The following is a 26,151-nucleotide window of genomic DNA, read 5'->3' as shown; positions in this document are numbered from 1 at the left end:
AAATGACGGTTCAAATTGGCCTTTGTCAAAAGTTGGAGATGAATCTTGCCGAATGCAGACGCAGACAAGCTGGTATTGCCCCGGGAGCGGCATATGCCCTTGACCTCGACGCAGCACGTGCTGCGATCGGGTGCAAGCTTAATAAGCTCCGCCGATGCACAGGCACAGGCACACTTCCTTAATGAGTTGGATCAGGGAGAGCTTTTGGCTCTCCCTTTTCTATTCGATTTCTGGGCCATGCCCCACCAGTTGCCTCCGGAAGGAGATTGGCGGGCATGGGTCATCATGGGGGGGCGCGGTGCGGGCAAAACCCGTGCCGGGGCCGAATGGGTGCGTTCCAAAGTGGAAGGTGCGCTGCCCATGGACCCTGGCCCGTGTTCGCGTATCGCTTTGGTGGGGGAAACCATCGATCAGGTCCGCGAAGTTATGATTTTTGGCGACAGTGGCATATTGGCCTGTTCGCCTGAAGACCGTCGCCCCACGTGGGTGGCATCCCGCAAGCGGTTGGAATGGCCCAATGGTGCTGTGGCGTCTGTCCACACCGCGCATGATCCCGAAGGTTTGCGTGGTCCGCAATTTGACGGGGCTTGGGTGGACGAACTGGCAAAATGGCGCAAAGCCCAAGAGACTTGGGATCAATTGCAATTTGCCCTGCGCTTGGGGGATTTGCCACAGGTCTGTGTCACCACCACCCCTCGCAACGTGGGCGTTTTGAAAAAACTGCTAGAGGTCCCGTCCACCGTGGTCACCCACGCCCCCACCGAAGCGAACCGTGCCAATCTGGCGTCGTCCTTTCTGGAAGAGGTCCGCCGCCGGTACGATGGCACCCGTCTTGCCCGTCAGGAACTGGATGGTGTGTTGTTGGCGGACGCGGAGGGGGCCTTGTGGACCTCTGCCATGCTGGAGGTCGCGCAAGTTGCTCGCCCCCCTGAGCTGGACCGCATCGTTGTCGCGGTTGATCCGGCCACGACCAATGGCAAATCCTCAGATGAATGTGGCATTGTTGTTGTTGGCGCTGTCACCAAGGGGCCGCCGCAAGACTGGCGGGCGTATGTTCTGGCCGATTGTACTGTGCAGGGTATGACCCCTGTGGGTTGGGCAAAGGCCGCAATTCAAGCCATGGAGCGCTTTGGCGCGGATCGTCTGGTGGCCGAGGTCAACCAAGGTGGCCAAATGGTTGCAGAAGTGATCCGCCAAGTTGATGCTTTGGTGCCCTACAAAGGCGTTCATGCGTCACGCGGTAAGGTGGCCCGCGCAGAACCTGTCGCCGCCCTTTATGAACAGGGCCGTGTCCTGCACGTCACTGGCGATTTGGTGGCCCTCGAGGATCAGATGGTGCGTATGACCACATCCGGTTTCGAAGGGGATGGATCGCCGGACCGTGTTGATGCCCTTGTTTGGGCGTTACACGAGGTGATGATTGAGCCTGCCGCCAAGTGGCGTCAACCCGGCATGCGGGCGTTGTAGCCCTGTCTGGTGCCCCTGATGGGGCAAGGGTTTTCGAATTAATTTGCCCGCAACAGACCACCGTACGGTGCCTTAACGGGTTAGCCGTCAATTTTAGCTAAATTAGGCGCAACGGCGTCATGAACGAGATAGGAGCGACTGTCATGGTATTTGATTTCTTGCGACGCAAGGATGCATTCGGGGCTCAGGCCACCATGTCCGAGCAAACAGTGTCGGAGCAAAAGGCAAGTGCGACAGGCCCTGTTGTGGCCTATCAGACATCTGGTCGTGTGGCTTGGTCGCCGCGCGACACGGTGTCTTTGACCCGCACAGGATTTTCCGGCAATCCGGTGGGGTTTCGGTCGGTTAAGCTGATCGCTGAAGCTGCAGCTGCGTTGCCTTTGATCATGCAAGATCACGAGCGACGCTACGACATGCATCCCTTGCTGTCGTTGGTCACGCGCCCAAACCCCATGCAAGGCCGTGCCGAGCTTTTGGAGGCGTTGTATGGTCAGCTTTTGCTGTCCGGCAATGGCTATATCGAAGCGGTTGCCGGTGAAAGTGGCGCCCCATTAGAGCTGCATGTGCTGCGTTCTGACCGGATGTCGGTTGTGCCTGGCGCGGATGGTTGGCCTGTGGCCTATGAATACGCCGTGGGCGGCAGAAAACATCGCTTTGACGCTACGGGTGACGTGTCCCCGATTTGCCATATCAAAAGCTTTCATCCCCAAGACGATCATTATGGTTTCTCGCCCATGCAGGCAGCAGCCATGGCGTTGGATGTGCACAATTCGGCGTCTCGCTGGTCCAAAGCCTTGCTGGACAATGCGGCGCGCCCGTCTGGTGCCATTGTCTACAAGGGTGCCGAAGGCCAAGGCAGCTTAAGCACAGATCAATATGACCGGTTGGTCGGCGAGATGGAAAGCATGCACCAAGGTGCGCGTAACGCGGGCCGTCCCATGTTGTTGGAAGGTGGCCTTGACTGGAAACCAATGGGTTTTTCGCCCTCTGACATGGAATTTCAAAAAACCAAAGAAGCCGCAGCGCGCGAAATCGCCTTGGCCTTTGGGGTGCCGCCGATGTTGATCGGTATTCAGGGCGATGCGACCTACGCCAATTATCAGGAAGCCAATCGCGCGTTCTACCGTTTGACGGTGTTGCCGTTGGCCACGCGGGTGACGGCGGCTTTGGCAGAGTGGCTTGGTGCGCACACCGGTGAAACCGTCCAGCTGAAGCCGGATCTGGATCAGGTGTCTGCCTTGTCGGCAGAGCGCGATGCCCAATGGTCGCGTGTGTCTGGTGCAGCGTTTCTGACGCAGGCGGAAAAGCGCAGCATCCTGGGCTTGCCTGCTTTGCCATCGGAGGGTGCGGATGAGTGACCCGAAGCTATTTGAGCGCTTTGAGTGTGCGCCCGGTCTTCGGTTGCAAGCGCATGAGCGCGTGTCGGAACTGCATTACGCCAACATCAACCGTCGTCTCGATCGTCTCGAAGAGATGATGGAGCGCTTGGAAAAGCGCCTTTGGTTGACCGTGTACGGCGTTGTTGCTGTCATTCTGGCACAGGCGTTTCAATCTTTCTTGGTGGCCGCGCCCTAGGCGTTCCACAGCAGTTAACAAAAGGAGTGGCCCATGGATATGGACACTGGTTTGGAGCACAAGTTTGCCCGCTTTGGCGATGGCATTGAGGTGCAAGATGGTACGCTGATCGAGGGCTATGCCAGCCTGTTTGGCGAATGTGATCAAGGCGGTGATGTCGTAGGCAAAGGGGCGTATGCGCGTTCCCTGACCGACATCGCCGCCAAGGGGCGCAGCGTGAAAATGTTGTGGCAACACGATCCGGCCCAGCCCATCGGGGTTTGGGACGAGGTCCGCGAAGATACCAAGGGCCTTTGGGTCAAGGGTCGTCTTTTGGACACCACCCAAAAAGGCCGAGAGGCGGCGTCGTTGATCGCGGCGGGCGCCATCGACGGGCTGTCCATCGGCTATCGCACCGTCAAAGCGACCAAGAATGACAAAGGCCAACGGCTTTTGACCGAACTGGAACTTTGGGAGGTGTCATTGGTCACTTTCCCAATGTTGCCCAGTGCCCGTGTGGCTGCAAAATCAGAGGCTTTGGATGCCGATGATGCGGCAATGCGGGCAATGGCGGCGGCCTTTGAGGGCCTGCGCACAGAGCTGGCGCGCGACGCGGGATAACCCCGCACTGCGTCTTTCACTTTAACCATCAAGGAATGCTTCATGAGCAAGACCGAGATCAAGTCTCGGGCCGGGGAAGGTTTGTCTCCGGCCGAGGGTGCGATGCAAGCCGTCACTGGCTTTGTAAGCGACTTCAAAGGCTTCGCAGCCGACATTCAGACCAAATTTCAACAAACAGAAGAGCGACTGACCATGCTGGATCGTAAATCAAACTCTGCCATTCGTACGCCTTTGGCCGGCGCCACTGAAGCGGGTGCGCCCCATCAGAAAGCTTTCAACGCATATCTGCGTTCGGGTGATGATGATGGTCTGCGTGGCCTGGAAATCGAAGCCAAGGGCCTGTCCACGGCTGTGAACAGCGATGGCGGTTACCTCGTTGATCCGCAGACATCCGACACGGTGAAATCCACGCTGAACGCCACGGCGTCTATCCGTGCCATCGCATCGGTCGTCAATGTCGAAGCCACATCTTACGATGTATTGATCGACCATTCCGACGTCGATACAGGCTGGGCCACCGAAGCGGGCGGCGTATCTGAAGGTGCCACACCATCCATCGACCGCATTTCCATCCAGTTGCACGAGCTGTCTGCTTTGCCGAAAGCATCGCAGCGCCTTTTGGACGACTCTGCGTTTGACATCGAAGGCTGGCTGGCCGGTCGCATCGCCGATAAATTTGCCCGTGCCGAAGCCGCCGCCTTCATCAACGGCGACGGTATCGACAAGCCAAAGGGCTTTTTGGCGCATACATCCGTAGACAATGACGTTTGGGCCTGGGGCAACCTTGGGTATGTGCCAACAGGTGTGGACGGTGACGTCACACCCGAAGCGATTATCGATGTGGTCTATGCCTTGGGTGCAGAATACCGCGCGAACGGCACATTTGTGATGAACTCCAAAACCGCCGGTCTGGTGCGCAAACTGAAAGACAACGATGGTCGTTTCATGTGGTCTGATGGCTTGGCTGCTGGCCAACCTGCAACTTTGATGGGTTATCCTGTTGTGATCGCAGAAGACATGCCCGACGTGTCCACAGGCGCCGACGCCATTGCCTTTGGCGATTTCGCCGCCGGCTACACGGTCGCCGAACGCCCAGATCTGCGCATCCTGCGTGATCCCTTCAGCGCGAAACCGCATGTCCTGTTCTATGCCACAAAGCGTGTTGGCGGTGATGTCAGTGACTTTGCAGCCATCAAGCTGCTGAAATTCGCAACCGCGTAACCCGCGTGTTGTGAAAGGTGAGGGGCGTCAGGCCCTTCACCGTCCGGGTGCGCGCCGCGAAAGCTGGCGTTGTCTAGCTGCTCCCCTCCGTCCGAGCAACAACGGCTGGCGCGCGCCCGGGTCTGATCAGGGATTTGGACACCAATAGGGGCAGGAATTTTTCTGGAGACCTTCCATGATGTTGATTGAGGAAACCACGGTTGCCGATGCGGTTTTGCCAGTGGACGCGTTCAAAGCGCATTTACGTCAAGGCACCGGCTTTGGTGAGGATACTCTGCAAGACGAGGTGCTACGCAGTTTCTTGCGCGCCTCCATTGCAGCCGTCGAGGCCCGCACGGGCAAAGTGTTGTTGGAACGTGATTTCAGCTGGACCTTGACGATCTGGCGTGATGCCACTGCCCAAGTGTTGCCTGTGGCCCCGGTAAAGGCAATCACGAGTGTGGAGATGGTCGCCCGTGATGGCGCACGCACTGCCGTTGCCAACGATGCTTTCTGGTTGGAACAAGACCAGCAGCGTCCACGCGTCCGTGCAACGGGCACATGTTTGCCGCGCGTGCCGCACAACGGGTCTGTGGTTTTGACGTTCCTGGCGGGCTATGGCGCGGCCTGGGATGATGTGCCTGCAGATTTGCGTCAGGCCGTGTTGTTGTTGGCCTCGCACTATTATGAATTTCGCAATGAGACTTCTTTGTCTGACGGGTGCATGCCTTTTGGTGTGGCCAGCCTGATCGAACGTTACAAGGTCATGCGCATTTGGTCCGGGGGGACGGCATAATGTCCCCACGTTTGAACCGACGGCTTACTTTAGAAGCGCCGGACCACCTAAGTGATGGGGCGGGCGGCTTTAGTCAAAGCTGGACCGCAGTGGGTGTTCTATGGGCCGAAGTTGTGGCCCGTACCGGTCGCGAAGCCACGCAATCTGGCGCCCCCTTGTCCGAAGTCAGCTACAAGATCACCGTTCGCGCAGCGCCCGTTGGTCATATCCAGCGCCCTACGTCGCAACAGCGTTTCCGTGATGGAAACCGCATCTTTCGCATTCAGGCGGTGGCCGAAACAAACATGGGCGCGTGTTACCTGACGTGCTTTGCCAACGAAGAGGTGGTATCATGAGCTATGTTCTTGCCGCCCCTTTGCAGGCCGCTGTCTATCAAGCCCTAAGCGATGATGTCGATTTGGGTACGCTTGTTGGTTCGGCCATTTATGATGCGATCCCGTCGGGCACTTTGCCGTCGTTGTATGTCAGCCTTGGCCCGGAAACGGTTCAGGATGCATCTGACAAAACAGGCAACGGTGCAGTCCATCAGTTTACGGTGTCTGTTGTTACGGAAACCCCCGGTTTCACAGCGGCCAAACACGCCGCATCCGCAATCAGCGAAGTTCTGCATGATGCAGATCTGACCCTAAGTCGGGGCAGGTTGGTGTCGTTGATGTTTGAACGCGCAGTTGCTGGCCGCATCGATGGCGGATCGGGCCGCAAGATTGATCTGCGTTTTCGGGCGCGTGTCGAAGAATAACCCCTACATTATTGGAGAAAACCTATGGGTGCTCAAAACGGTAAGGACCTTCTGGTCAAAGTGGATATGACCTCTGACGGTCAGTTTGAAACCATCGCGGGGCTGCGGGCCACACGCGTCAGCTTTAACGCGGAAACGGTTGATGTGACGTCTTTGGAAAGCCAAGGCGGCTGGCGCGAGTTGTTGGCGGGGGCAGGTGTGCGATCCTGTTCGATTTCCGGATCCGGTGTCTTCAAAGACGAGGGCACAGACGAACGCGCCCGCCAATTGTTCTTTGACGGCGAAACGCCCGAATTCCAGGTCATCATTCCAGACTTTGGCATCGTCGAAGGGGCCTTTCAGGTCACCGCCATCGAATATTCCGGCAGCCACAACGGCGAAGCGACATACGAGTTGTCGATGGCCAGCGCAGGCGCCCTTGACTTCACTGCTATCTGATCCGCCATGACAAATCCTTGGAGAGGGGACGTGTCGCTGACCATTAATGGTGCGCCACACGTCATGCGGCTGACTTTGGGTGCTTTGGCATCCTTGGAAGCGGAATTGGATGAGCCATCGTTGTTGGCATTGGTCGAACGGTTTGAAAGTACACGCTTTTCGTCCCGTGATGTTCTGGCACTGATCGCTGCCGGTTTGGCTGGGGGTGGCTCAGGCTTGACCTTGGCTGATCTGGCAGAGGCCGAAATTGAAGGTGGCCCCATGGCCGCTGCCCGTGCCGGTGCCGAATTGTTGGCGCGTTCTTTTGTATTGCCAACGTCATGAGTGACCATGCGCAGCAAACAGAACCACCGCACGGGCTGGATTGGGCCGCTTTGCTGCGCGCGGGTGTTCAGGGGCTGGGACTGAAACCAGATGAGTTTTGGTCTCTGACCCCTGCCGAATTGCAGTTGATGCTGGGTGACAAGGGGGCGTCCGCGCCTTTGTTGAGCAGCGGTTTGGATGCGTTGATGGCAGCGTATCCAGATAGAAAAGAAGGAGCTTCGCAATGAGTGACATTAACGGATTTGAAAATCTTGAATCTCAGGCTGATGGATTGAATGACAGCCTTGGCACAACGTCTACGTTGGTGTCCGGGTTTTCTAGCGAATTGCATCGCATGCGTGGTGTTTTGGTTGAGACCGGACAAGATGTGCGCGTGTTGGAAAAGGGCTTATCATCTGGTTTGCGCAAAGCCTTTGATGGTGTGGTTTTTGACGGCGACAAACTGTCTGATGCTTTGCGCAATGTCGCGGATTCCATGATCAAAGCCACGTATAATGCGGCCATGAAGCCCATTGCCGGTCATTTTGGTGGGCTTTTGTCGCAAGGTGTCAGCGGTCTTTTGGGTAAGATTTTGCCCTTTGCCGATGGTGCGCCGTTTAGCCAGGGCCGCGTCATGCCTTTCGCCAATGGGGGCGTCGTCAGCAGCACCACCCCTTTTGGCATGCGTGGCGGCATGGGTGTCATGGGCGAAGCCGGACCAGAAGCGATCATGCCGTTGGCCCGAGGCCCGGATGGAAAGCTGGGTGTGCGCGGTGGCGGCGGTGGCGGTGCGTCTATCGTTATGAATATCACCACGCCCGATGTGCAGGGCTTTGCCAGATCGCAAAGCCAAATCGCCACGCAAATGAGCCGCGCCTTGGGCCGTGCCAACCGCAATCGTTAATCCGAGGGGAGCAAATCAATGTCATTTCACGAAGTCAGGTTTCCAGCATCACTTAGTTTTGGATCCGTAGGCGGTCCAGAGCGCCGCACAGAGATCGTCACATTGGCCAACGGCCATGAAGAACGCAATTCTCCTTGGGCCCACTCAAAGCGCCGCTACGACGCGGGCCTGGGCATGCGGTCGTTGGATGATGTTCAACTGTTGATCGCCTTCTTCGAGGCGCGCATGGGGCAGATGTACGGCTTTCGCTGGAAAGACTGGTCTGACTACAAGTCGGGTTTAAGCGGTGCCGAGGTTCAATATGATGATCAGGAAATCGCTTTCGGTGATGGTGTGACAGTCGATTTCTCCTTGGTCAAAGTGTACCGTTCTGGCTTGCACACTTATGCCCGTCCTATTTCCAAACCTGTCGCGGGCACGGTCCGAATTGGTGTCGCGCAAGATGAGATGACCAACACAATCGACTATGTTGTCGATGAAACATCAGGCTTGGTGACGTTCGCCCATCCCCCTGAGCCAGAACACCCGATCACAGCGGGCTTCGAGTTTGACGTTCCTGTGCGTTTTGACACCGATCACATCCACACCAACATGGCCAGTTTCCAAGCAGGTGACGTGCCGGATGTTCCTATTGTCGAGGTACGTGTCTGATGTCGGATCGAAGAGAAGCATTTTTGGCGCATGTCGGTACAGGTTTAACAACCCTGTGCCGGTGTTGGCGTATCACGCGGACAGATGGTGTGAAGTATGGATTCACGGATCACGATCAAAACTTGCGGTTTGGGGGTGTCGATTTCCGCGCCGAAACAGGTCTTAGCGCAAGCGCTCTGGCCACAAGCACGGGTTTGTCCGTAGACAACACAGAAGCTCTTGGTGCGCTGACGGACGCCGCTGTCCGTGAAGACGACATTGAGGCTGGTCGCTTTGATGGCGCAGAAGTGCGATCATGGTTGGTCAATTGGGCCGATGTTGATCAGCGCTGGATGCAATTTCGTGGGACTATTGGCGAAATGCGTCGCGCAGGTGGTGCCTTTCAAGCCGAGTTGCGAGGCTTGACTGAAGCGCTTAACCGCCCGTTGGGTCGTGTGTATCAAAAGCCCTGCACCGCAGTTCTTGGTGATGGAACATGTCGCTTTGATCTATCCCAGTCAGGCTTTTTCACTGACAAGACTGTCTCTGACATTGAGGGCAATCGCATATTTCGCTGGGTTGATTTTGGCACATTTAATGATGCTTGGTTTCAGCGTGGCCGTTTGAATGTTCAAAGCGGTGCCGCTGTGGGACTATGGGGGGCTATCAAACATGATCGCTTGCAGGACGGCATCCGCGAGATCGAGCTTTGGCAGCCTATTCGCGCACCGATCCTACCAACCGATGAGGTCCGGCTGCTTGCTGGATGCGACAAGCTGCTGAGCACATGTTCGGAAAAGTTCTCAAATATTGTCAATTTTCAGGGGTTCCCCGATCTCCCAGGTGAAGACTGGCTGCTTAGCCAGCCCAAGTCGAGCAACCCCAACACCGGAGGCAGCCGCAGATGAGTGGACATGGAAAAGTCGTCATAGCTGTGGCGCGTCAGTGGATTGGTACGCCATATGTTCACCAAGCATCATCAAAAGGCGCTGGCACGGATTGTTTGGGCCTTTTGCGCGGTGTTTGGCGGGATATTTTGGGCAGTGAACCCGAAAAAGCCCCCGCCTATTCGATGGATTGGTCTGAGCCACAAGGCGAAGAGCGTTTATGGGATGCGGCCATGCGCCATTTTTTGAAAAAGCCTTTGGATACTGAAGCATCAGGTGATGTTTTGCTGTTCCGAATGCGCTCTGGTGGTGTCGCCAAACATCTTGGCATTGCGGCTAATGTCGGAGTGAGTGGCAGCTTTGTCCATGCCTATTCCGGGCATGGTGTCGTGGAAAGCCCGCTCAGCGCCCCGTGGCGTCGACGCATTGTGGCACGGTTCCAATTCCCTAAGGAGATCAACTGATGGCAACGGTACTTCTATCTGCAGGCGGGGCTGCTGTCGGCAGCTCCATTGGTGGCACATTTGCCGGTTTGTCTTCGGCCGTCATCGGGCGCGCAGTTGGTGCGACTTTCGGGCGTGTTTTGGATCAAAAGCTGATGGGGTCGGGATCAGACGCTGTCGAAACCGGGCGTGTCGACCGATTTCGCCTGACCAATGCCGGCGAGGGCGATCCAATTGCGCAAGTTTACGGTCGCATGCGTCTTGGTGGGCATATAATTTGGGCCTCTGACTTTAGCGAAGCAACGACGGTTACCGGTGGCGGTAAAGGTGCGCCGTCACAACCTAAAACCACGGAATACAGCTATACAGTTAGCCTTGCAGTTGCTGTATGTGAGGGCGAAATCTCAGGGGTTGGTCGCGTTTGGGCGGATGGCGAAGAAGTGTCCCCAGACAGCTTGAACATGCGCGTCTACCCAGGCAGCCAAGATCAATTGCCAGATCCGGCGATTGAAGCCGTGGAAGGTGCGGGAAGTGTTCCTGCGTACCGCGGTACCGCGTACGTCGTGCTTGAAGATTTGGCTTTACAGCGTTTCGGGAACCGCGTTCCACATTTTTCCTTTGAAGTGCTTCGCCCCGAACAATCCAATGAAAACGGGGCCGAGTATGAAATGACACGCGGCATTCAAGCTGTTGCGATGATACCGGGCACAGGAGAATATGCATTGGCTACAACGCCGGTATATTTTTCAGATGGCGCAGGTACGCAATCTGGTGCCAATGTGAATTCACCGTCTGGCAAGGCGGATTTTGCACAATCGTTAGAAACCTTGTCTGCTGAATTGCCTGCGTGTCGTGCGGCATCTCTTGTTGTGTCTTGGTTTGGAGACGATTTGCGCGCGGGCCACTGCAGCTTGAAGCCCAAAGTCGAACACAAACTGGCCGATGGCCAAAAGATGCCATGGTCCGTGTCTGGATTGACCCGGAGCACCGCCGAAGAGGTGAGCCTTCTGGACGGGCGTCCGGTTTATGGTGGAACTCCAACGGATCAATCCGTTATCGAAGCCATTGAAGCAATGAATGCTGCAGGCACGGCCGTTATGTTTTACCCTTTCATTCTGATGGAGCAATTGGATGGCAACGTCTTGCCGGATCCATACAGTGATGCTGTTTCACAACCCGCACTGCCATGGCGTGGTCGCATTACAACTGATAAAGCGCCGGGGCTGGTTGGCACCACCGACAAAACGATAGCGGCCCGAGCCGAGGTCGATGCGTTTTTTGGCACAGTACGCCCGGGTGATTTCGCGATTTCAGGTAAGCAGGTGACGTATTCGGGCCCTCAAGAATGGACCATGTCGCGGTTCATTTTGCACTATGCAGCTTTGTGTGTTGCCGCAGGTGGCGTAGACGCCTTTTGCATCGGATCCGAGCTGCGCGGGTTGACGCAAATTCGCGCTGAAGCACACAGTTTCCCCGCCGTAGAGCGCCTGCGTGCTCTTGCCGCTGACGTACGTGCAATTCTTGGGCCAGATACCAAAATTTCTTATGCTGCGGATTGGTCTGAATACTTTGGCTATCAGCCAGTGGATGGCGCAGGCGACCGTTACTTCCATCTTGATCCGCTTTGGATGGATGAAAATGTGGATTTCATTGGAATTGACAACTACATGCCTTTGTCGGATTGGCGCGACGGTGTCGATCACGCAGATGCGGATTGGGGTGCGATTTATGATCTTGAGTACCTGAAATCCAACATCGAAGGAGGTGAAGGATTTGATTGGTATTACCACTCGGTAGACGCGCAAAATGCGCAAATCCGCACTGCAATAACCGATGAAGCCGAAGGTGAACCATGGGTTTGGCGTTACAAGGACATTCGTAGCTTTTGGTCCTTGGTACACTATGATCGAGTGGACGGGACGCGCGCCACGCAACCCAATTTGTGGGAACCCGGCGCAAAGCCGATCTGGTTCACAGAAATGGGGTGCGCTGCAATTGACAAAGGCACCAATGAGCCAAACAAATTTCTTGATGCCAAGTCTTCCGAAAGCGATTTGCCCAAATATTCAACGGGTGCGCGGGATGATTTGATCCAAAAGCAATATCTGCGGGCGATGACAGAGTATTGGCAAGATCCCGTCAACAACCCGGAAGCAGAGCTTTATGAAGGGCGTATGATCGACACAAGCCGATCATTCGTCTGGGCCTGGGACACGCGTCCGTTTCCGTTCTTTCCCAACAATACAGGCCTTTGGAGCGATGGTGAAAACTATTCGCGCGGCCACTGGATAAATGGACGTACAGCTTCACGATCCTTGGCATCAGTTGTATCCGAAATCTGTGAAAATGCAGGGGTCGCCGCATACGATACACACGACCTTCATGGTTATGTGCGTGGTTATCTGGTGGGTGATGTGTCTGATGCGCGGAGTGTCTTGCAGCCTTTGATGCTACGGTACGGGTTTGATGCAGTTGAGCGAGACGGTGGATTGTCATTTAAAATGCGCAGCGGCTTGAATGCGACTGATTTGGACTTGGATCGTTTGGCGCTAAGTGCAGATTTGCAAAGTTCGTTAGAACAGACCCGGGAAGCGGAAGCTGAAATGACAGGCCGGGTTCGTCTGAAGTTTGTGCAGTCTGACGGGAATTTCGACAACGTGGCAGAAGAGGCGGTTTTGTCTGATGAAGCAACGCATGCTGTTTCTTCAAGCGAATTTCCAATGTCCATGACACGTCTAGAAGGACGGCAAGTATCGGAAAGATGGTTAACGGAAGCACGTCTTGCACGTGATACTGTAAGATTGGCCTTACCTGCTTCGATGGCAGCTCTTGGTGCAGGAGACATCATCCGGTTGCCAGATGATCAAACCGAAGGCGAAGCCCTGTTTCGGATTGACCGCGTTGAGCACGGCGCGTCCCAACTTATGGAAGCTGTTCGTGTCGAGCCATCGGTCTATAAGCCATCTTCAATTGAAGAACAAATGCCACGGGTTGAAGAGTTTGTAGCACCCGTTCCAGTCACACCCTTTTTCCTGGATCTGCCGTTGCTTTCAGGCGACGAAGTACCACATGCACCTCATGTTGCAGTGACTGGTAAAATCTGGCCGGGCGAAATTGCGATTTATCAATCTTCGGACGAAGAGAATTTCAGTTTGAATTCGGTTCTCGGGCAACGGTCAATTATTGGAGTGACGCAATCCGATTTGAATACAGCGCCTTCGGGAATTTTGGATCACAGCTCTGATTTGACGGTAAAACTTACCACCGGCACCTTGTCGTCCATCACCCAAAATGCGCTTTTGGTTGGCGGAAACCTGGCCGCCATTGGCGATGGTTCGACCGGGCAGTGGGAGATCATCCAGTTCCGAGATGCAAGCCTCGTTACGCAAGACACTTATACGCTCACAAACTTGTTGCGCGGGCAGGCCGGCAGTGATGCTATTGTGTCCGCCCCTTGGCCTGCTGGGTCTTGGTTCGTGCTTTTAAACGGGGCTGTCAGTCAGATAGAATATGCAAGTAATTTGCGTGGCATCGATCAGAACTTTTTGATTGGACCGGCCAATACAACGTATGATCACCCATCGTTTCTGAAAAGACAGTATGCGTTTGAGGGGAACGGTTTGCGGCCTTTGTCCCCTGTGCATTTGAAGGTTGAAGATAAGACATCAACCCATGAAGTCTCGTGGATCAGGCGTTCGCGTATTGAAGGTGATGATTGGGGCGCAGGGGATATTCCGATTGGGGAAGAAAGCGAAAGCTATATTTTGCGAGTTAAGAGTGGATCCTCAGTGCTTCGTGAAGAACTGCTGACCCAAACCCAGTGGAATTACCCCGAATCAATTCGCTCGTCAGACGGTGTGTTTGGGATCTACACGATTGAAGTCGCTCAAGTTTCTGCCCGCTACGGTGTCGGGTTGTTTCGCCAAATTCAGGTCGCAGCATAATGCGACCTGTTTTGATCAGTGACTTGGTTCACGCAGCGCGAGTTCTCTTGCAGGTGCAAAAAACTTCGCGAGTGGGCTTCACAGAGCGCTTGATCCGCGAAGCGGATTGGGCGGATAGATTTCGAAAACACCTTGGTCGAATACACCCCGAATGGGGTGATGGAACTTTGTCCTCGGCGGCCGCCCGGTATCCCAAAGCAGCGGAACCAAATATCGACAATTTGGAGTTTTCCAAGTGTTTATCGACGGTTTTGTGCGTCTTGAGACAGAGAAGGCGTGCAAATTAACGGCCTTTGTCCTTTCATCGGTTTCCCGAATGTGGATCATCACAGCTTTGCGTTTGGCGTTTCGTGCTTACATTGGTATTCTGTACCAAAGAAAGCGAGGCTTATCATGGCTGATCTCCGCACGAATATCGCGACGTTGGACCCGGTTTGGGAACAAATAACGGACGAAGCACGTCAGGCTGTTACGGACGAACCGCTTATCGGCGGTTTTGTTCACGCCTGTATTTTGCATCATAAATCTATCGAGAAGGCATTGTCCTATCGCATTGCAGCCAAGCTAGCGTCTAACGAGATGTCGATGGTTGTGGTCCGCGAGATCGTGGAAGAAGCCTACGTTGCCAACTCCGAACTGGTTGCCGCGTCGCGGGCCGATCTGGTGGCCATCTACGAACGTGATCCAGCGTGCCATCGTTTGTTGCAGCCTATTTTGTATTTCAAAGGCTATCAAGCGATACAAGCCTATCGGGTTGGTCATTATCTTTGGGATCAAGGACACAGAGACCTCGCGTATTTCTTCCAGATGCGGGTATCCGAAATTTTTGGTGTCGATATTCACCCTGCCGCCAAATTGGGCCGTGGTATCATGATAGATCACGCCCACTCGATCGTAATTGGCGAAACAGCAGTGGTAGGTGACAACGTCTCAATGTTGCATTCGGTGACGTTGGGGGGCACCGGTAAGGAAGAAGAAGATCGTCATCCGAAAATTGGTGACGGGGTTCTGATTGGCGCCGGAGCCAAAGTGCTGGGCAACATCAAGGTTGGAAATTGTAGCCGGATTGCAGCGGGATCTGTGGTATTGGCTGAAGTTCCAGCATGTAAGACCGTTGCTGGCATCCCTGCAAAAATTGTAGGGGAGGCGGGCTGCGATCAACCCTCTATTTCGATGAACCATATGTTGGGCAAAGATAGCAGCGCGTAAAACTCTCATTTTCCAAATAAAAAGGCCGCAGGGGAAATCCCCTGCGGCCTTTTTTCATGTTGGAATTTGCGTTTTATGCAAGCATTGCAACTGGATTTTCAAGGTTTTCGACAATTGCATTCAGTAACTCTGCACCCAACGCACCGTCGATTACACGGTGATCGACCGAAAGCGTTACGGACATGACTGTCGCAACTGCCAAATCACCATCCGGGCCTACAACGGGTTGTTTTTTGCCAGCGCCGACAGCCAAAATCGCACCATGGGGGGGGTTGATCACCGCGTCGAAATTATCGATGCCGAACATACCCAAATTAGAGATTGCGAAGCTGCCCCCCTGATATTCGTGTGGGGCCAGTTTGCGATCGCGGGCCCGGCCTGCCAAATCTTTCATTTGTGCTGAAAGTGCTGAAAGTGATTTCGTTTCAGCGTCTTGCAAAACAGGCGTAAACAAGCCGCCCTCTATTGCGACAGCAACAGCCACATCAGATGGTTTCAGTTTCAAGACTTTGTCACCTGCCCAAACTGCATTTGCATCTGGAACGCTTTGCAAGGCCAATGCACAGGCTTTTATGATGAAGTCGTTGACAGACAGCTTCACGTTACGCGCTTCAAGCTGCTTATTCAGGGTGCCACGGAACTCCAAGAGCGCATCCAATTTGATGTCACGACGCAAATAGAAATGCGGCACGGTTTGTTTGGCTTCCGTCAAACGCGCGGCAATGGTTTTGCGCATCCCATTTAGCGCAATCTCTTCGTATTCGCGACCTTCATACATCTTGGCAATAACGTCAGATGATGGACCAGAAGCAACCGCAGCAACGGCGGGTGCCGCTGCAGCAGCAGATACAGTCTTAGCCGGGGCCGCAGCACCCGGTTGTGCCGCTTCCACATCGGCTTTGACGATACGGCCGTGTGGACCGGATCCAGTCAAAGCAGCCAGATCAATACCTTTGGAGGCCGCAATGCGACGGGCCAAGGGGGATGCAAAAATACGTGACCCATCAGCGGCCGCTGGCGCTGCCGGGGCGGGCGTGGCAGTTTCAGCAACAGGTGCAGAAGGCGCGGCTTCCGTAGCCTTAGGTGCCGCCGCTGGTGCAGAAGACGCGGCCCCGATATCATCGGCACTTTCACCATCTTCCAAAAGCACGGCGATCGCGGTGTTTACTTTGACCCCTTCAGAACCTTCCGCGACCAAAATCTTGCCAATGACGCCTTCATCAACAGCTTCGAATTCCATCGTGGCTTTGTCGGTCTCGATTTCGGCCAGCAAATCGCCAGAGGACACGGTGTCGCCTTCTTTAACCAACCATTTGGCCAATGTGCCTTCTTCCATGGTAGGCGAGAGAGCGGGCATGAGAATTTCAATGGGCATGACGGCTTCTCCTTATTTGTATGTGACTTGCTTGACGGCTGCGATGACCTCTTCGGTGGTGATCAGCGCGTGTTTCTCAAGGTTGGCGGCATAGGGCATCGGAACATCCTTGCCGGTGCAGTTGATGACAGGGGCGTCCAGGTAATCAAAAGCTTCCTGCATAATGACAGAGCTGATGTAGCTGCCAACAGACCCTTGGGGCCAACCTTCTTCAACAGTCACGCAACGATTTGTTTTCATGACAGATTTGATGATGGCTGGCGTGTCCATTGGACGCAACGTGCGCAAGTCGATAACTTCTGCTGATATACCTTCTTCGGCCAGTTTGTCTGCAGCTTCCAATGCATACTGCATGCCAATACCAAAGCTGACGATGGTCACATCATCGCCCTCGCGCCAGATGCGCGCCTTTCCAAAGGGAACCGTATAGTCCTCGATTTCGGGCACATCAAAGCTGCGGCCATAAAGAATTTCGTTCTCAAGGAAGATCACAGGGTTGTTGTCGCGGATGGCGGTTTTCATCAGACCTTTGGCATCCGAGGCAGAATAAGGCATGGCCACTTTCAAACCGGGGACCTGCATGTACCACGCGGCATAGTCCTGAGAGTGCTGGGCACCCACACGGGCCGCAGCACCGTTGGGGCCACGGAAGACCATGGGCGCACCCATCTGACCGCCGGACATATAGAGCGTCTTGGCGGCAGAGTTGATGATGTGGTCAATCGCCTGCATGGCAAAGTTGAACGTCATGAATTCAACAATCGGACGCAATCCTCCGAAAGCGGCACCAGTGGCGATGCCCGCAAATCCGTGTTCGGTGATTGGCGTGTCGATCACACGCTTGGACCCGAATTCATCCAGCATACCTTGGGATATTTTATACGCACCTTGGTATTCGGCGACTTCTTCACCCATCAAAAACACGTTCTCATCGCTGCGCATTTCTTCGGACATTCCGTCGCGCAAAGCTTCACGGACGGTTTGCTGCTTTAGTGTTGTGCCCTCGGGCCAGTCGGGCGAGGTGTCGACAACGGGGGCTGCGGGCGCATCAGAGACGGCCGCAGGGGTTGGCGCAGGTGCTGCGTCAGGTTCTGGGGCAGGGGTTGCAGCCACATCGCCGACCTCTTCACCCTCTTCGACCAGAATGGCGATGGCAGTGTTCACTTTCACGCCTTCTGTACCTTCTTCGATCAGGATCTTGCCAATGACGCCTTCATCGACGGCTTCAAATTCCATCGTGGCTTTGTCGGTTTCGATTTCAGCCATGATGTCACCGGATTTGACGGTGTCGCCTTCTTTGACGAGCCATTTGGCCAATGTGCCTTCTTCCATGGTGGGGGAGAGGGCGGGCATAAGAATTTCGGTAGCCATGTCAGTCTCTCCTTCAGGCGTAGATGTCTGTCCAAAGCTCGTCCAAGGCGGGCTCTGGGGATGTTTTGGCGAATTCGGCGGACTCATTAACGACGGCCTTGATCTCTTTGTCGATGGCCTTCAGGTCGTCCTCGGTGGCGTGTTTGCCAGTCAGCAGCAATTCGCGCACCTGTTCGATGGGGTCACGTTCGTCGCGCATTTTCTGGACCTCTTCGCGGGTCCGGTACTTGGCGGGGTCCGACATGGAATGGCCACGGTAGCGATAGGTTTTGATCTCCAGAATGTAGGGGCCTTTGCCCGAACGGCAGTGCTTGACCGCTTCTTCGCCCGCGGCTTTAACGGCTAAAACATCCATACCGTCAACGGCTTGGCCCGGGATACCAAAGCTTTTCCCACGTTCGTATATTTCCGCGCTAGAGGTTGAGCGTTGCTGCGATGTGCCCATGGCGTATTGGTTGTTCTCGATGACAAAGATGCAAGGTAGATCCCACAGCGCCGCCATATTGAAAGTCTCGTAGACTTGGCCCTGGTTGGCGGCACCGTCCCCGAAATAGGTAAAGGTGACGCGTCCATTGTCCTGATACTTGTCGGCAAAGGCCAATCCGGCGCCCAATGGAACCTGTGCAGCAACGATGCCGTGGCCGCCATAAAAATGTTTCTCTTTTGAGAACATGTGCATGGAGCCGCCTTTGCCTTTGGAATAACCGCCTTCGCGGCCCGTCAGCTCGGCCATGACGCCGTTGGGGTCCATACCGCAGGCCAACATGTGACCGTGGTCACGATAAGACGTGATGCGCTTGTCGCCATCCTCTGCTGCGGCTTCCAGGCCAACAACAACTGCTTCTTGACCAATATAAAGGTGACAAAACCCGCCGATCAGACCCATGCCGTACAGTTGGCCTGCTTTTTCTTCAAAGCGTCGGATCAATAGCATGTCTTTGTAATATGCTTTCAATTCCTCGGCAGAAACATTCGGTTTCTTTGTGGTTTTGCGCGCAGCCATGCGGCCCCCTCCAATCAAAAGTAGTTTAGTGTTAAACTATCTTTTACAGGAAACGTGCCAGCATTGCGAGTGACAATATGAAGCAAAGGAAACTGATGCGGATAAAGCAAAGCTTACCCATGTGAATTCAGTACTTTAATTGGTTAAAATTAGCGAATGACGATTTCGTCTGCCCGCAGCATGCCTAGAACTTTTCGGGTCTGTTCGTCCAGCAAGTCCAAATCCAGATAGTCATCCGACAGACGCTTGGTCTGGTTTTCCATGACTGTCACCTCAGCCTGCACCATGGCAAGCTGCTGTGCCAGATCCGCGCCTTCTGCTTCAATTTCGACGCGCGCAAATAGGCCAAAGTCGCCCTGCACGGCGGCAAAGGTGAAATACACTGCCAGCGCAAAGGCGACAGCGAAAAAGAAAAATGTACCCAAAGCGGGGCGGGATGTGCGGTTCATTGTGTCTGCCTCAGACCACCTCTTTGCGGGTGGGTGAACACAGTATGCCATAGGTGATTCGCTAAGTGAATCCCTTAAAACCACGCAGCTACCCTTTTCCGATCAGGTAATGGGCCAGACGCGACACGACAAAGCGCGGGGCGATCCGGGGCATGAAACCAAAAACCTTGTTCATCAGACCCGGCACAACGATGCGTTTGCCGATCCGGCTTTCAAGCCAACCCAGTTCGGCCACGTCAAAGGCTTTCGCGATCATGCCAGTTTTCAACATGCGCACACCGTCCATTTTGGCGTTGTCGAAGAATTCGGTTTGCGTCGCACCGGGGCACAAGGCGGTCACGGTCACTGAGCTGTTGCGCAATTCTTCTGCGACCGCTTCGGACAGGGACAGTACATAGGCTTTTGATGCAGAATAAACCGCCATATTCGGCCCCGGCATGAAGCCCGCCAAAGACGCCACGTTCAAAATGCGACCGCCACCTGCAGCTTCCATATGCGGAATGGCGGCTTTCATGAGGTAGGTCAGCGCGGTCATATTCACCTGCATGGAGGCCAGTTCACGTGCCCAATCACCGCCATCGCCGAAGGTGCCATTTCGCCCAAGGCCTGCGTTGTTCACCAACACGTCAATGTGGCGGTCGGCGCTTGCGTCTTCCCACAAGGCTTGCACCGCATCCAGATCAGACAGGTCGGCTGGCAGAACAACGACGTCTCCACCAAAACGGCGTAAGTCTTCGGCCACCGCAGTCAGCTTGTCTTCGGAGCGGGCGGTCAGGATAAGATTGCGACCGGCCTTTGCAGCGATATGGGCAAATTCGACGCCCAGCCCTGACGATGCGCCTGTGATAAGTGTCCAAGGTGTCATGTCGGCCCCCTGTGTTCGGTTTAACGGATCGTACGGGTGTGAGGATAGGAAACGGATAGTGGTTCTTCAATCCTGACGCCTGCGTGGATCATGCGGTTAAGGCGGCGACACCGGGCAATTCCTTGCCTTCCATCCATTCCAAAAATGCACCACCGGCCGTCGAGATATAAGTGAATTGATCGGCTGCCTCGGCCAAATTCAGCGCGGCCACAGTGTCACCACCACCTGCCACAGTGATCAAGGCGCCGCTTTGTGTCAATTCGGCCGCGGCCTTGGCGGCTTTCATTGTGGCAATGTCGAAGGGCGCAATTTCAAAAGCGCCCAAAGGTCCGTTCCAGATCAATGTCTTGAGATTCTCAAAGGCAGTAAGAATGTCTGTGACGGATGCGTCGCCCGCATCCAGAACCATCTGGTCCGCGCCCAATTTTGTATCTGCATTCAAAGGGATAAGATCATAGGCGGCACCTGCTTTGAATTCCCGCGACACACGGCCGTCGACGGGTAAAATCACCCTGCACCCTGTGGCTTTGGCATTGTCCAAAATCTCGCGTGCCGTGTCTAGTAGATCATCCTCACGCAATGAACTGCCCATGTCCGCCCCAAGGGCCGCCAAAAAGGTGTTGGCCATGCCGCCACCGATGATCAGCACATCCAGTTTGGTGACGAGGTTGGTCAGCAGATCGATCTTTGTTGATACCTTCGCGCCACCCACGACTGCGCCGACAGGGCGTTCCGGTGCTGACAAGGCCGCCTCAAGTGCGGTCAATTCCGCCTGCATCAAGCGGCCCGCACATGATGGCAATAGTTTAGCCAAACCTTCAGTGCTGGCGTGGGCGCGGTGGGCAGCAGAAAAGGCATCGTTGCAATAGACGTCACCCAAACGGGCCAGACGGGCTGCAAAGTCTGGGTCGTTTGCTTCTTCACCCGGGTAAAAGCGGATATTTTCCAAAAGCAGAATATCCGCATCTTCGGCTTCCGCTGTTCGGGCTTCGGCGCCTTCGAGGGTTTCAGCCAACACGACCTTGCGCCCGAACGCGTCTTCAAGGGCGGGCAGACAGACGCGCAGGCTTAAATCTAACGCAACCTTGCCTTTGGGGCGTCCAAAGTGGGCGATCAAAACCGGGCGTCCACCTTTTGCAAGAATGTCTGCGACGGTGGGGGCGATGCGTTCAATGCGCGTGGCGTCGGTGACGTGACCTGCTTCAACGGGCACATTGATGTCGACACGGACCAAAACGCGTTTGCTGTGCAAATCCATGTCGTCCAACGTCTTCCAAGCTTTGGGTGAGGCCATGTCGCGTTCCTTCTGGTTTTGTCGCAATCGCGCTTTGTTTTGCTGGAATCCCTTGCAAGGTCAATGGAGATTACGGGTGCGACTTGGCTTTCATCGCGCCACAGCTTAGGTATCGGACAAGTATAATGACAGGAGAGCCCCATGGCCGACATCAAAGACCCCGAAAACACGATCCTCATGGAACTTAAAGATGGTACAGTGACCATCGAACTGATGCCAAAAGTGGCACCGAAACACGTAGAACGCATGAAGACTTTGGTGCGTGCCGGCGCTTATGACAACGTGTGCTTCCACCGCGTGATCGATGGCTTTATGGCGCAAACCGGCGATGTGGCCAACGGCAACATGGAACAGGATTTCAACATCCGTATGGCTGGCACAGGCGGATCTGACCATCCTGATCTTCCAGCGGAATTCTCAAAACTGCCGCATTGCCGTGGATCAATTGGTGCTGCGCGTTCGGCGAACCCAGACAGCGCCAACAGCCAGTTTTTCATCAACTTTTCGGACAATGATTTCCTGAACGGACAATACACTGTTTACGGGCAGGTTACTTCCGGCATGGACATCGTCGATGCGATCACACGTGGTGAACCGCCTGTGTCACCGGACCGCATGATTTCGATGAAAGTCGCTGCAGATGCGTAAGCTTGCATGCCTTTTGGCGGTTCTGGGGGCGCCTGCGTTTGCGGGCGGCCTTCAGGTCGAAGTTGCGGGCGAAGGGGCCAATGGCACCTTTACTATCGATTTGTTTGAAGATGTCGCACCCAACCACGCGGCACGGTTGAAACAGTTGGCGGCGGAAGGGGCGTATGACAATGTTGTGTTCCACCGCGTGATTGACGGTTTCATGGCGCAGACAGGTGATGTCGAATTTGGCAAAGTCGGTGCCGATATGCGCCGTGCTGGCACGGGCGGCTCACAAATGGATGACCTGAACCAAGAGTTCTCGGACATTCCCTACGACAGCGCCGGTATCGTGGGTATCGCACGCAGTCAGGATGTGAACAGCGCCAACAGCCAGTTTTTCATCATGTTCGGCGCCTATCCGTCCTTGAACGGGCAATACACCGTGGTCGGCAAAGTGACCGAAGGGCAGGACGTTGTTGATGCCATCAAACGTGGCAAAGGCCGCAACGGTGCTGTGATTGGCGCGCCTGACTATATGAAAAAAGTAACTGTGATCGATTGATCAAATCTGGGCGCGGAGAATTTCAAATTCTCCGCTCCGTTTTCTTTCAAAGAAAACGGCGTCAGAGGTTCCCCCTGACGCCGCATCCCGACAGATATTGTATGTGTTTAACCCTGCGGGGGCTTAGGCGCCACAGGCTTGGAACCGGAATTCAGCGGATCGTCCTGACGCTGCACCGAACCTTCGAAATGTGCACCGGATTCGATCGCAATGGTCTTGTGGATGATGTCACCCTCGACGCGCGCCGTAGATGTCAGGCGCACTTTCAAACCGCGCACACGGCCCACAATGCGACCGTTGATGACAACGTCGTCCGCAATCACTTCGCCTTTGATGGTTGCGGTTTCGCCAATGGTCAGCAGGTGCGCACGAATGTCGCCTTCCACGGTGCCTTCAACTTGAATGTCACCGGTGGTTTTCATGTTGCCTGTGATGTGCAGGTCCGTGGACAACACAGAGGCAGGGGGCTTGGCTTTGGGCGCGCTTGCCTTGAATTCACTTGGCTTCGGGGCAGGGGCCGCCGATTGTGCAGGTGCCGCTGGTGCCGCAGGCTTTGCCGCGTCATCTTTAGGGCCGGGTTCGTTGATTTTGCTCTTAGAAAACATCGTTTGCTGCCTTGATATAGATCATTGGGTTAACTGCGCGTCCACCGACACGCACTTCATAGTGCAGGTGAACGCCGGTAACCCGTCCGGAGGCTCCCATATCACCAATGCGTTGCCCGCGCGAGACCCTTTGTCCAACTTTCACACGAAGTTTAGACAAGTGCGCGTAGCGGGTTTCAATGCCAAATTCATGTTGAATTTTGACCAACCTACCGTATCCTGAGGACCAACCGGCGTGAACCACAACACCGTCCGCTGTTGCATACAAAGGCGTGCCCAAACCGGCGGCAAAATCGACGCCTTTGTGCATCCGGCGGCCACCCGTTTTTGGATCGCGGCGCGGGCCAAATTGCGATGTGAAGCGGAATGCCGTTTTCACGGGGTTCGCAAATGGCGCTTTTTCTGCGGCAATACGGTAAAGGTTCAAACGGTCCATTTCGGACAGGATTCGATTGGCGCGCAGCGTGTCTGCGGATGCTTCTTCACCGCGTGTCGAAAAGGACAACGGCGTCAAAGGACCACCCTGACCGGAATACCCACGGCGGATCTGGTTGATGATCTGTTCGGTTGGCATGCCAGCGGCGCGGAACATTTTGTCCAAGGGCGCCACAGAGACAGTCATCGCTTCTTCAAGCTGCCGGAAAATCTGATCGTTTTGGTCTTTCATGACCGCGATTTGCTTCTGCATCTGATCGGCTGCCAACAAGGCGTCCTGCGCATCGCGTTCGATCTGGTCACGTTCGGCGGCTGTTGCGGCGAGGGCTTCGGCCACAAAACCCATTGGTGCGCCGCCACCGGCGCTGGCCAGGGCTGTACCGGATCCGCCTGATTGCACTTGTTCTTCAAGCTCTGCCAATTTGGTGCGTGCGGCTTCGCGGTCTTTCATCGTGCCGCGCAGCGTGGCCTGGATCACTTCGATGCCCGTTTCCAATTCACGGCGGTGCGTCTCAGAGTTCAACAGCTCGGACTGCATGACTGAAATTTGCGCCAGCGCGGCGTTGAACCGTTCCTGCGCGGCCAAAGCTTCTTCGGCGCGGCTGTCACGTTGTGACGACAGTTCATGAAGGCGGGCTTGATAGTTCTTTTGGTCGCGCTTGGCTTGTTCGCGGAAGTTTCCAGCGCCAATGCTGTCCATCAAGATGATCGCAGTTGCCACGATGGCCCATGCCACCAACATCGCAGAACCTGCGAATGCCAGCAGTTGGGTGCCGGGGCGTAATCGAATAAATCGTGTGTCCGTGTCTGATTTCAAAAACACGCGGCGTTCCGGAAAATATTTTTCCAGAATTGAATTAATTTTTGTACCGAGACCATTTCGCACGAAATCTGCCCTCTTCTCATCCCATCGTGGCGCTTCGGTCCCCACACCGCACCTTGTCAGGCCCGTGGATAGAGGTCTGGCGGCCTTGCGGCAACCCTTAGGGCATGTGGATCAGCACAACTGCGTCCAATTGTGTCAAATTGGCAAAAAACCGCCGACTTAAAAGGACTTGGCAGACTACTTTAACGTGCGTGTTCTTGCTAAGATACAGCGAGTGGCCAGTAGAAGTCGGGGGGGATGCCTGCGTCTGCACGTTTTTCTTCATTGAACGGAGGCTTCAAAGCGCCATGGAAATAACGCTGCACCAGATCGTGAAAAGCGTCTTTCGGGTCCATTTCATGGCGCCCGCACAGGAAGTGAAACCATTTTGATCCATAGGCCACATGGGCCACTTCTTCGGCGTAAATGGTTTCCAATGCGGCAACCGCGCTGGCGGCTTTGGCTTGTTTGAATATCTTGATCATGCCCGGTGTGACATCAAGCCCGCGCGCTTCCAGAACCATGGGAACAACGGCCAGTCTGCCCATGAAATCTTCGGCGGTGTCTTCTGCGGCACGCCACATGCCTGCATGGGCCGGAAGGGCACCGTAGTGACTGCCGAGTTCTTCAAGACAGTCAGCCATCAGGTTGAAATGTTTGGATTCTTCGTCGGCGGCCTTCACCCAATCGTCATAAAAACCAATTGGCATTTTCACATGGCAAAAGCGTGCAATTATGTCCCAATGCAGATCAACAGCGTTCAATTCGATGTGGGCGACGGCATGTAGCAAAGCGATACGGCCCGCTTCGGAACCCGGTTTGCGATGGGGCACGTCGCGTGGGCTTAAGAGGTCCGGTTTATCCGGGCGCGAGGGTTGCATGGGCGGGGCCGCCTGACCGATGTCTGGCGTGTCCCCGTTGGCACGCGCTGCTTGCCAAGCGGCGGCATGTTGGCGCGACAAAGCAGTTTTTTCACGACCACCCGCGCAGGTAAGAACCTGCACGGCCATTTCAGCCAGTGGGATCATAGGGCTTGCACCGCTTCGAGAACGGCTTCGGCGTGGCCGGGAACCTTCACTTTGGGCCAAATCTGCGCCACGTTGCCTGCCGCATCAATCAGCACTGTGGTGCGCTCAATCCCGAAATAGGTTTTGCCATACATGTTTTTCTCTTTCCATACGCCGTAATCTTCGCAGACCGTGGTATGTTCGTCGGACAAAAGAGGGACAGTCAGATTGTGTTTAGCGGAAAATTTACCGTGTTTGGCGACAGTATCTTTAGACACGCCATAAACGATGGCGCCCGCATCGGCGAAAGCCTGCAAGTGTTCGGAAAATGCGATAGATTCCTTGGTGCACCCCGGCGTATCATCGCGAGGATAGAAATAAAGGACGACTTTCTGTCCACGCAGGGCAGACAAGGTCACATCGGCGCCCTCGTGTTGGGGCATCGTAAAATCAGGGGCTGGGGCGGAAATCTCAAGCATGCTGGGCCTTATCGGTTGGATCGACTTGTATAAAAGTCACTGAGGGATCACATAATAGGTCGAGGCGAACAAGAAT

Annotated in this window: 29 protein-coding genes; 19 read left to right on the top strand and 10 right to left on the bottom strand. The window is 55.0% G+C overall.

Annotation, left to right across the window (positions count from 1 at the left end; genetic code table 11):
- Positions 1-237 precede the first annotated feature (237 nt).
- The 17 genes from ABJL60_RS07745 to cysE all read left to right on the top strand — a co-directional run bounded on the left by ABJL60_RS07745 (position 238) and on the right by cysE (position 15,135).
- Entirely contained in the window at positions 238-1,467 is a 1,230-nt protein-coding gene (locus ABJL60_RS07745) for a terminase family protein (protein WP_348373920.1), read from the top strand.
- Between the two features lie 143 nt (positions 1,468-1,610).
- Positions 1,611-2,825 carry a phage portal protein gene (locus ABJL60_RS07740; RefSeq protein WP_348285778.1) on the top strand — a complete coding sequence of 405 codons (1,215 nt, stop codon included), beginning with the start codon at positions 1,611-1,613 and terminating at the stop codon, positions 2,823-2,825.
- On the top strand, positions 2,818-3,042 hold the full coding sequence (locus ABJL60_RS07735; protein ID WP_348285777.1) for a hypothetical protein: 225 nt from the start codon (positions 2,818-2,820) through the stop codon (positions 3,040-3,042). The genes ABJL60_RS07740 and ABJL60_RS07735 overlap by 8 nt, the downstream gene beginning before the upstream one ends.
- Positions 3,043-3,075: 33 nt before the next feature.
- Positions 3,076-3,642: an HK97 family phage prohead protease gene (locus ABJL60_RS07730; RefSeq protein ID WP_348318674.1), complete on the top strand. Its 567-nt coding sequence runs from the start codon at positions 3,076-3,078 to the stop codon at positions 3,640-3,642.
- Positions 3,643-3,684: 42 nt separating this feature from the next.
- Positions 3,685-4,863, top strand: coding sequence for a phage major capsid protein (locus ABJL60_RS07725; RefSeq protein WP_348286893.1), 1,179 nt, complete (start codon positions 3,685-3,687; stop codon positions 4,861-4,863).
- A gap of 175 nt (positions 4,864-5,038) precedes the next feature.
- The gene (locus ABJL60_RS07720; RefSeq protein WP_108828038.1) at positions 5,039-5,638 is read left to right on the top strand and encodes a head-tail connector protein; all 600 of its coding nucleotides are present in this window, start codon (positions 5,039-5,041) and stop codon (positions 5,636-5,638) included.
- Positions 5,638-5,973 carry a phage head closure protein gene (locus ABJL60_RS07715; RefSeq protein ID WP_348373749.1) on the top strand — a complete coding sequence of 112 codons (336 nt, stop codon included), beginning with the start codon at positions 5,638-5,640 and terminating at the stop codon, positions 5,971-5,973. Before ABJL60_RS07720 ends, ABJL60_RS07715 begins: the two co-directional genes overlap by 1 nt.
- A complete protein-coding gene (locus ABJL60_RS07710; RefSeq protein WP_108828040.1) occupies positions 5,970-6,377 on the top strand; it encodes a DUF3168 domain-containing protein in 408 nt (135 codons plus the stop codon). The genes ABJL60_RS07715 and ABJL60_RS07710 overlap by 4 nt, the downstream gene beginning before the upstream one ends.
- A 24-nt stretch (positions 6,378-6,401) precedes the next feature.
- A complete protein-coding gene (locus tag ABJL60_RS07705) occupies positions 6,402-6,815 on the top strand; it encodes a phage major tail protein, TP901-1 family (RefSeq protein ID WP_108828041.1) in 414 nt (137 codons plus the stop codon).
- 6 nt (positions 6,816-6,821) lie between these two features.
- Positions 6,822-7,139, top strand: coding sequence for a gene transfer agent family protein (locus tag ABJL60_RS07700; protein WP_348286888.1), 318 nt, complete (start codon positions 6,822-6,824; stop codon positions 7,137-7,139).
- Positions 7,136-7,366 (top strand): rcc01693 family protein, encoded by a 231-nt coding sequence (locus tag ABJL60_RS07695; protein ID WP_348286886.1) that lies wholly within the window; start codon positions 7,136-7,138, stop codon positions 7,364-7,366. The genes ABJL60_RS07700 and ABJL60_RS07695 overlap by 4 nt, the downstream gene beginning before the upstream one ends.
- Positions 7,363-8,022, top strand: a complete 660-nt coding sequence (locus ABJL60_RS07690; RefSeq protein WP_348286884.1) for a phage tail tape measure protein — start codon at positions 7,363-7,365, stop codon at positions 8,020-8,022. The genes ABJL60_RS07695 and ABJL60_RS07690 overlap by 4 nt, the downstream gene beginning before the upstream one ends.
- 18 nt (positions 8,023-8,040) lie before the next feature.
- Positions 8,041-8,673 carry a DUF2460 domain-containing protein gene (locus ABJL60_RS07685; protein WP_348286882.1) on the top strand — a complete coding sequence of 211 codons (633 nt, stop codon included), beginning with the start codon at positions 8,041-8,043 and terminating at the stop codon, positions 8,671-8,673.
- Entirely contained in the window at positions 8,673-9,560 is an 888-nt protein-coding gene (locus tag ABJL60_RS07680; RefSeq protein WP_348373748.1) for a DUF2163 domain-containing protein, read from the top strand. The genes ABJL60_RS07685 and ABJL60_RS07680 overlap by 1 nt, the downstream gene beginning before the upstream one ends.
- Positions 9,557-10,003, top strand: a complete 447-nt coding sequence (locus ABJL60_RS07675) for an NlpC/P60 family protein (protein ID WP_348286878.1) — start codon at positions 9,557-9,559, stop codon at positions 10,001-10,003. Before ABJL60_RS07680 ends, ABJL60_RS07675 begins: the two co-directional genes overlap by 4 nt.
- Positions 10,003-13,926, top strand: a complete 3,924-nt coding sequence (locus ABJL60_RS07670) for a glycoside hydrolase/phage tail family protein (RefSeq protein ID WP_348373747.1) — start codon at positions 10,003-10,005, stop codon at positions 13,924-13,926. Before ABJL60_RS07675 ends, ABJL60_RS07670 begins: the two co-directional genes overlap by 1 nt.
- Positions 13,927-14,319: 393 nt before the next feature.
- Positions 14,320-15,135 carry a serine O-acetyltransferase gene (cysE, locus tag ABJL60_RS07665; protein ID WP_348286875.1) on the top strand — a complete coding sequence of 272 codons (816 nt, stop codon included), beginning with the start codon at positions 14,320-14,322 and terminating at the stop codon, positions 15,133-15,135.
- Between the two features lie 73 nt (positions 15,136-15,208).
- Here the strand turns inward: cysE and ABJL60_RS07660 are convergent, their stop codons facing one another.
- The 6 genes from ABJL60_RS07660 to ABJL60_RS07635 all read right to left on the bottom strand — a co-directional run bounded on the left by ABJL60_RS07660 (position 15,209) and on the right by ABJL60_RS07635 (position 21,492).
- Entirely contained in the window at positions 15,209-16,510 is a 1,302-nt protein-coding gene (locus ABJL60_RS07660; protein WP_348373746.1) for a pyruvate dehydrogenase complex dihydrolipoamide acetyltransferase, read from the bottom strand.
- A gap of 12 nt (positions 16,511-16,522) precedes the next feature.
- The gene (locus tag ABJL60_RS07655) at positions 16,523-17,881 is read right to left on the bottom strand and encodes a pyruvate dehydrogenase complex E1 component subunit beta (RefSeq protein ID WP_348286871.1); all 1,359 of its coding nucleotides are present in this window, start codon (positions 17,879-17,881) and stop codon (positions 16,523-16,525) included.
- Between the two features lie 13 nt (positions 17,882-17,894).
- Positions 17,895-18,884, bottom strand: coding sequence for a pyruvate dehydrogenase (acetyl-transferring) E1 component subunit alpha (gene pdhA / locus ABJL60_RS07650; RefSeq protein WP_108828052.1), 990 nt, complete (start codon positions 18,882-18,884; stop codon positions 17,895-17,897).
- Between the two features lie 149 nt (positions 18,885-19,033).
- Complete coding sequence (locus ABJL60_RS07645; protein ID WP_108828053.1) at positions 19,034-19,333, bottom strand: septum formation initiator family protein; 300 nt, start codon at positions 19,331-19,333, stop codon at positions 19,034-19,036.
- An 88-nt stretch (positions 19,334-19,421) separates the two neighbouring features.
- Complete coding sequence (locus ABJL60_RS07640; protein WP_348373745.1) at positions 19,422-20,198, bottom strand: SDR family oxidoreductase; 777 nt, start codon at positions 20,196-20,198, stop codon at positions 19,422-19,424.
- 88 nt (positions 20,199-20,286) lie between these two features.
- Positions 20,287-21,492: a phosphoglycerate kinase gene (locus tag ABJL60_RS07635; RefSeq protein WP_348373744.1), complete on the bottom strand. Its 1,206-nt coding sequence runs from the start codon at positions 21,490-21,492 to the stop codon at positions 20,287-20,289.
- Between the two features lie 141 nt (positions 21,493-21,633).
- Here ABJL60_RS07635 and ABJL60_RS07630 point away from each other — a divergent pair, with 141 nt between their 5' ends.
- A complete protein-coding gene (locus tag ABJL60_RS07630; RefSeq protein ID WP_348286864.1) occupies positions 21,634-22,140 on the top strand; it encodes a peptidylprolyl isomerase in 507 nt (168 codons plus the stop codon).
- Complete coding sequence (locus ABJL60_RS07625; protein ID WP_348286862.1) at positions 22,133-22,684, top strand: peptidylprolyl isomerase; 552 nt, start codon at positions 22,133-22,135, stop codon at positions 22,682-22,684. Before ABJL60_RS07630 ends, ABJL60_RS07625 begins: the two co-directional genes overlap by 8 nt.
- A 107-nt stretch (positions 22,685-22,791) precedes the next feature.
- Here ABJL60_RS07625 and ABJL60_RS07620 read toward each other — a convergent pair whose 3' ends face one another.
- The 4 genes from ABJL60_RS07620 to ABJL60_RS07605 all read right to left on the bottom strand — a co-directional run bounded on the left by ABJL60_RS07620 (position 22,792) and on the right by ABJL60_RS07605 (position 26,075).
- Positions 22,792-23,289, bottom strand: a complete 498-nt coding sequence (locus ABJL60_RS07620) for a polymer-forming cytoskeletal protein (protein ID WP_108828057.1) — start codon at positions 23,287-23,289, stop codon at positions 22,792-22,794.
- Complete coding sequence (locus ABJL60_RS07615; protein ID WP_348286860.1) at positions 23,279-24,610, bottom strand: M23 family metallopeptidase; 1,332 nt, start codon at positions 24,608-24,610, stop codon at positions 23,279-23,281. The genes ABJL60_RS07620 and ABJL60_RS07615 overlap by 11 nt, the downstream gene beginning before the upstream one ends.
- 200 nt (positions 24,611-24,810) lie before the next feature.
- Entirely contained in the window at positions 24,811-25,617 is an 807-nt protein-coding gene (locus ABJL60_RS07610; RefSeq protein ID WP_348286858.1) for a ferritin-like domain-containing protein, read from the bottom strand.
- Positions 25,614-26,075: a peroxiredoxin gene (locus tag ABJL60_RS07605; protein ID WP_348373743.1), complete on the bottom strand. Its 462-nt coding sequence runs from the start codon at positions 26,073-26,075 to the stop codon at positions 25,614-25,616. The genes ABJL60_RS07610 and ABJL60_RS07605 overlap by 4 nt, the downstream gene beginning before the upstream one ends.
- Positions 26,076-26,151 lie beyond the last annotated feature (76 nt).

It is taken from the genome of Ascidiaceihabitans sp. (assembly GCF_039986515.1).
GTDB lineage: Bacteria > Pseudomonadota > Alphaproteobacteria > Rhodobacterales > Rhodobacteraceae > Ascidiaceihabitans.
This window is presented reverse-complemented; position numbering and strand designations above follow the sequence as displayed.